At 69.0% G+C, this 10,962-nt stretch carries 9 protein-coding genes; 4 read left to right on the top strand and 5 right to left on the bottom strand.

The annotated features are described in order from the left end of the window. Positions 1 to 242: 242 nt before the first annotated feature. On the bottom strand, positions 243 to 1,178 hold the full coding sequence (locus ABD908_RS11650; protein WP_344995468.1) for a hydrogen peroxide-inducible genes activator: 936 nt from the start codon (positions 1,176 to 1,178) through the stop codon (positions 243 to 245). A 134-nt stretch (positions 1,179 to 1,312) separates the two neighbouring features. Here ABD908_RS11650 and ABD908_RS11655 point away from each other — a divergent pair, with 134 nt between their 5' ends. After that, complete coding sequence (locus ABD908_RS11655; RefSeq protein ID WP_344995471.1) at positions 1,313 to 1,900, top strand: peroxiredoxin; 588 nt, start codon at positions 1,313 to 1,315, stop codon at positions 1,898 to 1,900. Positions 1,901 to 1,903: 3 nt separating this feature from the next. Next, positions 1,904 to 2,443, top strand: coding sequence for an alkylhydroperoxidase, AhpD family (gene ahpD / locus ABD908_RS11660; protein WP_344995474.1), 540 nt, complete (start codon positions 1,904 to 1,906; stop codon positions 2,441 to 2,443). Positions 2,444 to 2,522: 79 nt separating this feature from the next. Here ahpD and ABD908_RS11665 read toward each other — a convergent pair whose 3' ends face one another. From ABD908_RS11665 to ABD908_RS11675, 3 genes are all read right to left on the bottom strand, one after another. Next, entirely contained in the window at positions 2,523 to 3,476 is a 954-nt protein-coding gene (locus ABD908_RS11665) for an aldo/keto reductase (protein WP_344995477.1), read from the bottom strand. Between the two features lie 311 nt (positions 3,477 to 3,787). Beyond that, a complete protein-coding gene (locus ABD908_RS11670; protein WP_385921420.1) occupies positions 3,788 to 4,855 on the bottom strand; it encodes a 2-oxoacid:ferredoxin oxidoreductase subunit beta in 1,068 nt (355 codons plus the stop codon). Continuing rightward, a complete protein-coding gene (locus ABD908_RS11675; RefSeq protein WP_344995480.1) occupies positions 4,852 to 6,780 on the bottom strand; it encodes a 2-oxoacid:acceptor oxidoreductase subunit alpha in 1,929 nt (642 codons plus the stop codon). Before ABD908_RS11675 ends, ABD908_RS11670 begins: the two co-directional genes overlap by 4 nt. A gap of 588 nt (positions 6,781 to 7,368) precedes the next feature. On the opposite strand from ABD908_RS11675, the gene ABD908_RS11685 reads away from it, so the two are divergent. Next, on the top strand, positions 7,369 to 8,589 hold the full coding sequence (locus tag ABD908_RS11685; protein ID WP_344995483.1) for a hypothetical protein: 1,221 nt from the start codon (positions 7,369 to 7,371) through the stop codon (positions 8,587 to 8,589). A 119-nt stretch (positions 8,590 to 8,708) separates the two neighbouring features. On the opposite strand, the gene ABD908_RS11690 is transcribed toward ABD908_RS11685, so the two are convergent. Then, positions 8,709 to 9,212: a MarR family winged helix-turn-helix transcriptional regulator gene (locus ABD908_RS11690; RefSeq protein ID WP_344995486.1), complete on the bottom strand. Its 504-nt coding sequence runs from the start codon at positions 9,210 to 9,212 to the stop codon at positions 8,709 to 8,711. Between the two features lie 121 nt (positions 9,213 to 9,333). Between ABD908_RS11690 and ABD908_RS11695 the strand changes: the two genes are divergently transcribed. Next, positions 9,334 to 10,944: a DHA2 family efflux MFS transporter permease subunit gene (locus ABD908_RS11695; RefSeq protein ID WP_344995488.1), complete on the top strand. Its 1,611-nt coding sequence runs from the start codon at positions 9,334 to 9,336 to the stop codon at positions 10,942 to 10,944. Positions 10,945 to 10,962 lie beyond the last annotated feature (18 nt).

A 10,962-nucleotide genomic window follows, 5' to 3' on the forward strand; every position in this document is an offset into this window, starting at 1 on the left:
TATGCACATCCGACATCCAGAACGCGAAAATGTTGTACGTCTTCCAACTCTGCCGCTGCAACGGCGCCAAATCATCATTGGTCAACCGCTGGTGATACCCCAACTCCTCCCAGGTCGGATCCTCGGTGACGGGCGAAACGCCCGCTTCTCCCGCATCAATGGCCATCGTTCCGCACCTTCCTTGCCCTCCGTTCGGAGGAAGATGGGAGGAAGGCTAGCGCTGATTTATATCGGACCTGTTATCACGCCGTCGCCATCGTGTTCCCTATCGCGGCGGCCGCCCGCGCGATCTCGGCGAGCCGCGCGAAGCCATCCGATCTGGCACTGGAGGCCCGGTGCACGAGTCCGATGCTGCGCCCGGGTACCGGCGCGGCGAATCGTGCTGTCGCCAGGTCTGTTCCACGCAGTTCGACGGCGACGGCGGGTTCCGGGAGAAGGGTGACGCCGAGCCCACCGGCCACACACTGCACGATGGTCGAGAGTGACGCAGCGCGCGTGTCCCCGAGCGCGGCCGGCGCCTCCGTGGCCCGTCGACACAGGTCCAGCGCCTGGTCGCGCAGGCAGTGCCCCTCGTCGAGGAGTAGCAGCGGCAGATCGGTGAGGTCGTCCGGCGTGAGGTCGGCACGCCCGGCGAGCGGGTGACCGGCCGGCACCACGAGGACGAAATCCTCGTCGTAGAGCGGTGCCTCGACAAGTCCGGAGCGCAGCGCCGGCAGCGCGATCACGGCGGCGTCGATACGGCCGGCGCGCAGCGCGTCGACGAGACGAGCCGTCTGATCCTCGACGACGGTGACGGCGAGCTCGGGCACGCGGGCACGCAGCTCCGCGAGCAACGCCGGTAGCCGGTAGGGCGCCACCGTCGGGATCAAGCCGAGGCGGAGCGAACCGCGCAGCTCCCCCGTGAGGCCCGACGCGGACAGGACGAGGTCCTCTGCGGAAGCGACGATCGCCGCGGCCTGGTCGAGCAGCGCCGTCCCCGCCTCGGTGATCAGAACCTTGCGAGTACTGCGCTCCACGAGCTGCACGCCGAGCCCGGATTCCAAGGCGGACAACGCCTGTGACAGCGTCGGCTGGCTGATGCCGAGCCGTGCGGCCGCCGCCGAGAAGTGGCGCGTGCGTGCTACTGCGACGAAGGCGCGCAGCTGCGCAAGCGTGGGCTGATAAGACTGATCGGACATACCTATGAGTCTAGTGCGATCAATCACGTTTCTTTGCGCATTGGACTCGGTCCAGGCAGGATATTCCTCGACGGACAAGCCGGTCCAGGGCCGCATCATCGCCCCCCGAAGGACCTCACGATGAAGGAGATATCTTGGCTCTCTTGACGATTGGTGATCAGTTCCCCGCCTTCGACCTCACCGCGGTGATCGGTGGCGACCTGTCGAAGGTCGACGCCCAGCAGCCGGACGACTACTTCACCACCGTGTCCAGCAATGACTTCGCCGGCAAGTGGAAGATCGTCTTCTTCTGGCCGAAGGACTTCACCTTCGTGTGCCCCACCGAGATCGCCGCGTTCGGCAAGCTCAACGACGAGTTCGCCGACCGTGACGCGCAGGTGTTGGGCGCCTCGGTCGACAACGAGTTCGTACACTTCCAGTGGCGCGCCCAGCACGAGGACCTCAAGACGCTCCCGTTCCCGATGCTGTCGGACCTGAAGCGCGAGCTGGCCACGGCGACGGGCGTTCTCAACGCCGACGGTGTCGCGGACCGTGCCACGTTCATCGTGGACCCGAACAACGAGATCCAGTTCGTGTCGGTGACCGCCGGCTCCGTGGGCCGCAACGTCGACGAAGTGCTCCGCGTCCTCGACGCCCTGCAGTCCGACGAGCTCTGCGCCTGCAACTGGCGCAAGGGCGACCCGACCATCGACGCGGGCGAGCTGCTCAAGGAGAGCGTCTAAGCCATGTCGATCGATAACCTCAAGGGCGCCGTCCCGGAGTTCGCCAAGGACCTCAAGCTGAACCTCGGCTCGCTGGCCCGCTCGACCGAGCTCAGCGAGCAGCAGTTGTGGGGCACGTTTCTCGCGGCCGCCGCCGCGACCCGCAATGCCACCGTGCTGCGCGAGGTCGCCGAGGAGGCCGGCGACAACCTGTCGGCCGAGGCGTACCAGGCCGCACTCGCCGCCGCCTCGATCATGGGCATGAACAACGTCGCCTACCGCGCCAAGGGCTTCCTCGGCACCGACTACACGCAGGTCCGGGTGGGCCTGCGGATGAACGTCATCGGCAACCCCGGCGTCGACAAGGCTGATTTCGAGCTGTGGAGCCTGGCCGTGTCCACGATCAATGGCTGCGAGCACTGCGTCGGCGCGCACGACGACGTGGTCCGCAAGGCCGGGCTGACCAAGGAACAGGTGTGGGAGGCTGTGAAGGTCGCCGCCACGCTGCAGGGCGTCGCCCAGGCGATCACCGTCGCCGAGACCCTGGCCACCGCGTCCGCGTAGTCGGCGGCCGAAGACTGCACCAGTGCCCGCCCCCGGATATCCGGGGGCGGGCACTATGCTGTCGGTCGACTCCTCTGCGTCAGCTGGTCCTGGTGATCTCGTCCAGGTCGATCAGATCCGACGGTGTCGGGACCCACTGCCCGGCAGCGACATTGGCCCGCACCTGTGCGGCGCTGGTGGCGCCGGCGATGACCGATGACACCGTTGGCTGCGCGGCCAGGCCACCGATCGCGACGTCGAGGATCGTGACCCCGCGCTGCGTGGCGAACGCCTCGAGCGCCTCCACCACATCGAACGCGCCGTCGGTGAGGACGGACTGCCTGTTCCACGCCTCGATCCGGCTCCCCGCGGGTGCGGGCTCGCCGCGCCGGTACTTGCCGGTCAGCAGCCCGCTGGCCAGCGGGAAGAACGGCAGCAGCCCGATCTCGTACGCCTCGAGCGCAGGAACCACGTCACGCTCGACAGAACGATCGAGCAGGCTGTACTGGTTCTGCGCGCTGACGAAACGTTCGAACCCCCTTGTCCGAGCCGTCCATTCGGCGTCCGCGATCTGCCAGCCCGCAAAGTTGGAGTGGCCGATGTAGCGGACCTTACCCTCCTGCACGAGGGCGTCGAGCGCAGCGAGGGTCTCCTCGATCGGGGTCTGCGGGTCGGGGCGGTGCAGCTGGTACAGGTCGATCCAGTCGGTACCCAGCCGCCGCAGCGACGCCTCGACGGCCTTGCGGATGTAGCGGCGCGAGCCGCGTGCGCCCCAGTCCTCGCCGTTACTGTTGCCACGGGGCCGCGTGTCGCTCCCGAACTTGGTGGCGATCACGACGTCGTCTCGGTGCCCCTCGAGCAGCGCACCGAGCCGCTCCTCCGATGCGCCGTACGAGTCGGCGGTGTCGAAGAGTGTGATGCCGGCGTCCAGCGCGGCATGCACCACCTCGCGGCTGCCCGCCTCGTCCAGCTTCATCCCGAGGTTGTTGGTACCGAGCCCGACCACCGAGACCGCGAGGCCGGAGCGGCCCAGGCGGCGAAACGTCATATCCATGACTCCGATCATGCGTCATCCCTGCGGGACCGCGCAGGGGGGCCGTCGGGATGAGGTCGAGGGCTGGCAACAGCGCCGCCCAGGGAGCGGGCGCGCGGGTGGTTCGAGGTCGGAGTCGAGGACGATGCCCGGTCCGGAGTCCAACTCCACATCGACCGGCTCGATCTCCGTCACGACCCGCCTGACCTGGGTCGTGGTCCAGCCGGTCCACCATCGCAGGTCGTCGGGCTGGGCGGGCCGTAGGCGGCGAGCCAGCGGCGGGCGAGCTCGCCCTCGACGGCCATCAGTAGCAGCAGCCTGCTGTAATCGGATCACTCGACCGTCCAGGTGTCGCCACCGCGCAGCAGGGCGGCCAGGTCGTCGCCGCCGCCCTTGGCCGCTTCGACCCGCTCGCGCACGAGGTCGTCGTACGCCGGACGCACCACCCGCCGGATCACCCCGAACACGGTGTGCTCCAGGGCCTGATCCGAGAGCTGGGCGAGCGCGAACGCCAGCTGCCGGTCCGTCTCGTCGTGCACCACGATCGACTCGCGCGGCACCTCGTCGGTCGGCGCCACGGCGAGGCCGAAGCCGCGCTGCACCACCGCCCAGCGCCCGACACCGTCGCCGCGGGGCGTGCCGAACGTGATCGGCTCGCCGTGCCGCACCGTGATCACCCGCGACTCGGCATCGGTGGGACGGCGGAGGACGTCGAACGCGCCGTCGTTGAAGATCGGGCAGTCCTGGTAGATCTCGACCAGCGACGTACCCCGGTGCGACACAGCGGCTTCGAGCACCGAGGTGAGCATCACCCGGTCCGAGTCGAGCGACCGCGCGACGAACGTGGCGTCGGCACCGAGGGCCAGCGCGAGCGGGTCGATCGGGTGATCCACCGAGCCGTCCGGGGTGGACTTGGTGACCTTACCCTCCTCGCTGGTCGGCGAGTACTGGCCCTTGGTGAGGCCGTAGATCCGGTTGTTCAGCAGCAGGATCGTCAGGTTCACGTTGCGCCGCAACGCATGCACCAGGTGGTTGCCGCCGATCGACAGCCCGTCACCGTCGCCGGTCACGACGAACACCGACAGCTCGGGCCGGGCGATGGCGAGCCCGGTCGCGATCGCGGGCGCGCGTCCGTGGATCGAGTGCATGCCGTACGTGTCCAGGTAGTACGGGAACCGCGAACTGCACCCGATGCCCGACACGAACACGACGTTCTCGCGGGCGATCCGTAGCTTCGGCAGGAATGCCCGCACCGCCGCCAGGACGGCGTAGTCGCCGCAGCCCGGGCACCATCGGACCTCCTGGTCGGATGTGAAGTCCTTGGGCTTCAACGTTTCCGATGCGCCGGGCACGAACTCCAGGCCGCCCCGGCCCGGTACACCCAGGTCCACCGCGGTCACCGTGCCACCCCCGTGTCCGACCCGACAGCATGGGATTCGGCACCCAGTTCCCGCAGCACGCGCACCTCGAGTTCCTCGACGCCGAACGGCTGCCCAGCGACCTTGGTCACCGGCGTCACCGGCACCGCGAACCGGCCCTGCAGCAGCAGCGCGAGCTGCCCCAGGTTCATCTCGGGAACGATCACCCTCCGGTAGCGACGCAGGACGTCACCGGTATTGCGCGGCAACGGGTTCAGGTGCCGCAGGTGGGCCTGCGCGATCGGCCGGCCGGCAGCCCGCAACCGCCGCGCGACCTCGACGATCGGCCCGTACGTCGACCCCCACCCGAGCAGCAGGACGTCTGCGTGGCCCGACGGGTCGTCGACCGCCAGATCGGGCACGACGATGCCGTCGACCTTGGCCTGCCTCAGCCGGACCATCGCCTCGTGGTTGTTCGGCTCGTACGAGATGGCGCCGGTACCGTCGGCCTTCTCCAGCCCCCCGATCCGATGCTCGAGTCCCGGCGTTCCGGGCACCGCCCACGGTCGCGCCAGTGTCTCGGGGTCGCGGCTGTAGGGCAGGAACGGTCCGTCACCGGCCGTCGCGAACCGGACCCGAAGGTCGGGGAGGTCGGCGACCGCCGGTATCCGCCACGGCTCCGAGCCGTTGGCGATCGCGCCGTCCGACAGCACCAGCACCGGGGTCCGGTACGTGAGCGCGATCCGCGCGGCGTCGAGGGCGATCGCGAACGCGTCACCGGGCGACTGCGGAGCGAGCACCGGCACCGGAGACTCGCCGTTGCGCCCGAACATGGCCTGCAACAGGTCCGCCTGCTCCGTCTTGGTGGGCAGCCCCGTCGACGGCCCACCCCGCTGCACGTCCACCACGAGCAGCGGCAGCTCGGTCATCACGGCCAGCCCGATCGTCTCGCTCTTGAGGGCGATACCTGGACCGGATGTGGTCGTCACCCCCAGTGCGCCCCCGTACGCGGCCCCGAGCGCGGCCCCCACGCCGGCGATCTCGTCCTCGGCCTGGAAGGTGGTGACGTCGAATCGCTTGAGCCGGCTCAGCTCGTGCAGCACATCCGACGCGGGGGTGATCGGGTACGAGCCGAGGAACACCGGGAGCCCAGAGCGTCGCCCCGCGGCCACGATCCCGTAGGCCAGCGCCCTGTTCCCGGTGATCTGCCGATACGTACCGGCCGGCAGCGCTGCCGGCCCGACCTCGATCACGACAGAGAACGATTCGGTGGTCTCGCCGTACGCGTGGCCGGCGCGGAACGCGGCGAGGTTGGCCGCCACCAGGTCCGGGCGGCTCCCGAACCGCCCCTGCAGCCACCGCTCCGTGCCGTCCGTCGGGCGTGAGTACATCCACGACAGCAGGCCCAGCGCGAACATGTTCTTCGCACGCTCGGCGTCCCTCTTGCCCAGCCCGGCGTGCGCGTGCGGGCCCGAGTGCACTGGCTCCGTCTGCGCCACCGCGGCCACGGTCAGCGACGTCATCGCCACGGCGTGCACCGTGAACCTCTCGAGCGACCCGTCCGACAGCGGATCCGCCGCATACCCGGCCTTCGCGAGGTTGCGCCTGGTGAACTGGTCGACGTCGGCGATGATCACGCCGCCCGCCGGCAGGTCCGCCAGATTCGCCTCGAGCGCCGCCGGATTCATCACCACCAACACGTCGGGGCGGTCACCCGGCGTGAGGATGTCGGTGGACGCGAACTGCAGTTGGAAGCTCGACACGCCCGGCAACGTCCCCTGCGGCGCCCGGATCTCCGCCGGGAAGTTGGGAAGCGTCGCCAGGTCGTTGCCGAACTCCGCCGCCTCCGCCGTGAACCGGTCACCCGTCAACTGCATGCCGTCGCCCGAATCGCCCGCGAAGCGCACCACCACCCTCGTTCGCTGCTCGGTACGGCGATCGGGTGCGGTGGGCGCCGACGGTGCCATGTCCCTCCTCGGGTCGGGCGGACCGGCGAGATGTGACCGGCCTCACTAACACCAGTGTTCCGCATCATCGCCCACCGGCGCAGACGCACGCGAGCCGGGGTACGGGAAGCTGCGCAACGTGTCCGCCGGGTCGGACGGTGGCCTGGCCGCTCTGGCGATCGAGGACGGCGTCACCGTCGGTTCGCCGCAGCATGCCGTGCCGCCGGAGCCGGCGCGGGATCTTCAGCGGCGGGCCGGCCGTGGACCTCGACCTGGCCTGCCTGTACGAGGTCACCGACGGCCGCAAGGGCATCGTGCAGGCACTGGGCAACGCGTTCGGCGACGTCGAGCGCGCGCCGTGCATCCGAGTGGCTCGAGTGGAAGGCGGCGCGGAAGTAGCCGCTGTCGGGGGGCAGGATGAGACGACTCCGATGGAAATCGCGGTGAATCGTTCTCGGCGCACGAACATCCGGATCACGAATTACGCTGCACACCAGCATATTAGAGGTACTGGACCGGTCCGCCCAGCTCGCGTAACCCTACGGTGGCGCCCATTCTCTGCTAATTTCCGAGTGTCTGATCGCGCAGATCCCCTCTGAGAGGCGTGTCATGAAACGTCAACTCGTATCCGCCGTCGCCGTCGCCGCCACGGTCACCGTCACAGCCGTCACGGTCGCGCCCGCGTCCGCGTCCGCGACGACCACCAGCATCACTCTCGCATCGGCGTCGACCATCCTGTCCGATGCCGTGGCCGTCGCCGGGATCCCACTCGCCGACCTGAGCGCCATCAACACCGCACTCGGGGCCGTGTACGGTTCCGTCGTCGACCTGCCGAGCACCGTCCTGAACGACGTGGTGGCCGGCGACCTCGCAGACATCACCACCGCCTTCCTCGCGATCCCGACGGCTGCCGAAGCGCTGCTCGGCGAGCCCGCGGAGTTGCTGACCGCCAACCTCGCAACGATCAACACCCTGCTGGGCGACCTCGGCGCCTCGCCGATCAGCCTCGCCTCCACGTCCGCGCCGCCGGCGACCGCCGACGCCGACACGACGGTGTCCGACGTCGCAGTCTCGGACGCCACCCCAGCGGCGAGCCTCTCGACCCTGGTCAGCGATGCCGTCACCGTCGCGGGTCTGCCGTTCGCCAACGTGAACACGGTGGTGGGCACCCTGTTCACGGAGGGCGGTGCGCTGATCGGACTGCCGGTCACTCTGCTCAATCTCGTACTCACGGGTGAGGCCGGGGAGATACCGAGCACGGCGGTCGACACGGTCAGTACGGCGTTCACCGCCATCACCTCGTTGCCGACGACGATCGCGACCACCGACTCCACCGCCATCCAGGCGCTGGTCTCGGACCTGCAGTCGGGCGCCACTCCGGCCGTCGGCACCACGTCGACCGCCGACGTCGCGGCGGTTCCCGCAGCACACGCGCTCACCGCGACTGCGGACAGCACGACGGCGTCCACGGCCACCACCAACGCGACCGAGGCGGCGGTCTCCGCCACCGCCGGCACCGCCGCGGCGGCCGATTCCAGCGGCACGAGCTCGACCGGCACCGCATCGACCAGCTCGAGCTCGACCGGCACCACGACGCGGACGCACTCCACGGCCACAGGCACCGGCACGACGGGCGCCGGGTCGACCGGCAGCGGCTCTACCGGTTCAGGGTCGAAGGCGGCCGGCACCGGGTCGAAGGCGGCCGCAAGCGGCTCCGGCACCAGCAGCGGCACCGGATCGAAGAACGGCGGCGCGACGGACAGCGGGTCGAAGAGCACCGGTTCGGGCGCATCGGGTTCGGGCGGCGCACGCGGTGGCGGCAAGAACTAACTGCGCGCAGAAGCGTTCCAGGCGAACCCCTGAGGTGGGGCAGTCGCAAGCTCCGCCGACGAGGCCGACCCGGTCCACGCAGCGCCGTTCCAGGCAGATTCGTCGCCGTCGCGACGAGGTCAGCTTCGTTCTGCGACGTAGTCCTGCATGGTCACCTGCAGGCTGGTGAGCAGCCGATGAAACCGCTCGAGTTCGTCGTCCGGGTACTCCGACATGATCGCGTCGAACCTCTCCGATAGCGGCCCGAAGAACTCCTCTGCGCGACGATGAACCGTCTGGGTGGTGCGCAGAGTGACGACCCTCCGGTCGACGCTCTCCCTGCTGCGAACGATGTGCCCAGCCGCTTCGAGTCGATTGAGCAGCGCGGTGGTGGCCCCCGACGACAAGGAGATCGCCGAACCGAGGCGCGCAGGAGTCAGCGGTTCGCCCCGCTCCTCCCCGTAGACGATCTCCATGAGTGCCTGCGCGTCGCTGGCATGCAGCTCCTGCCAGGTCGCGTACACCCGACCGAGCTGGTTGTACGCGGCCCCATATGTTCGCAACTCCTCGATCAATCGATCCCGACACGAGCCGACATCGTCGACACCCGCGTTCGCCGCACCCCTGGGATTCTCCCTACCCATCGCGGCGTACCTCCCCTGCTCGTCCATCGATCACGCGTCCCAGCTAACACGCACGACGTTTGACAGGCTATCCACCCACCGATACCTTCACCATAAAGTAACTTCACCATGGAGGTATACGATGGGTGTCCCGTCCGACGTTCGACGATGGCTGGGTCTGATAGCGATCGCGCTCGGCGTGGCGATCGTGGTCGTGGACACCACGATCGTCAACGTGATCGTGCCGTCCATCATCGGCGATCTCGGAGTCGACTCCGCCCAGGCTCAATGGATCCAGGAGTCGTACGCGATCATCTTCGCGGCCCTGCTGCTCGTGGTGGGCCGCGCATCCGACATCCTCGGCGCGCGGCGGGTGTTCGTGACCGGGGTCGTGGTGTTCGGCTTGTCGAGCCTGCTGGCCGGGGTCGCCGCCGACGGGACCTACCTGATCCTCGCCCGCTTCATCCAGGGTGCCGGCGCGGCGCTCATCCTTCCTACCTCGCTGGCGTTGCTCAACGCCTCGTTCACCGGTAAGGCCCGCGGTCAGGCGTTCGCGGTTTGGGGCTCGACCATCGGAGCGGCAGCGGCGTTGGGGCCGCTACTCGGCGGATGGCTGTCGGAACACGTGTCGTGGCGATGGGCATTCGGAGTGAACATCCCGCTCACGCTGGTGATCCTGGTCGGTTCGTTCCTCTTTCTCGACCGTTCGGCGCCGCGCGGCGGGAAGGTGGACATCATCGGTGCGGTCCTGTCGGTGACGGGGCTCGGCCTCCTGGCCTTCGGGCTGATCGAGGGGCGGAACTACGGATGGGTGACCACCTCGTCCCCGGCGCGCATATTCGGCTACTCCTGGAGCAGCCGGATCTCACCCGTGCTCATCGCGTTCGTCCTCGCGGCGGCACTGCTCATGGCCTTCACGCTGCGCCAACGGGCCCTCACCAGGGGCGCGCGACCCGACTCGGCGCTGATGGACGTACGGCTCTTCTCCATCGGCTCGTTCCGCAGTGGCAACATCGCCACGCTGATCATCGGCGTCGGCGAGTTCGGGATCGTCGCGGTACTTCCGTTGTGGCTGCAGTTCACCCTGAACTATTCCGCCGTGACAGCCGGGCTCGCCCTCGTCCCGATAGCACTCGGCAGCTTCGTGGCCAGCGGCGCCAGCTTCGGGGCAGCCGAGAAGGTGTCACCCCTGAGCCTGGTACGGATCGGCCTGGCTCTGGAGGCGATCGGGCTCGCGGGACTCGCCCTCCTGGCCGCGACCGACAACCGGTTCTGGCATATCGGTCTGGTCCTCTTCGTCTACGGCGTCGGTGTCGGGTTCGCCACCGCCCAAGTCACCAACGTGGTGCTCGTGGACATCCCGGAGCTCAGCTCCGGGCAGGCGTCCGGGATCCAGAGCACGTTCCGCCAGCTGGGTTCCGCACTCGGGATCGCAGTGCTGACCACCACGTTCTTCAGCGCGCTCAGCTCCACATTGAACGGTCGTCTGCTCGCCGCCGGTACCCCGCCGGAGCGGGCCGGCGACCTCAGCAGGGCGGTCACCGCCAGCGCCGGAGCCGCGATCAAGGGGCTCGCACGCGACCCGCACACCGCGTCGGCCGCGTCGGCGGCACGCGACGCGATGACCCACAGCCTCACGATCTGCGGCGTCATCGCGACCGCATTCCTCCTCGTCGGGCTCGTGTCGACCGCGCTGATTCCCACCGGGCCGCGTGACCGTGACGTCGAGGGCGCTACTGCGCAGACGCAGTGAGCGCAGACGCAGTGAGCG

The sequence above is a fragment of the Tsukamurella soli genome, from assembly GCF_039541155.1.
Classification (GTDB): domain Bacteria; phylum Actinomycetota; class Actinomycetes; order Mycobacteriales; family Mycobacteriaceae; genus Tsukamurella; species Tsukamurella soli.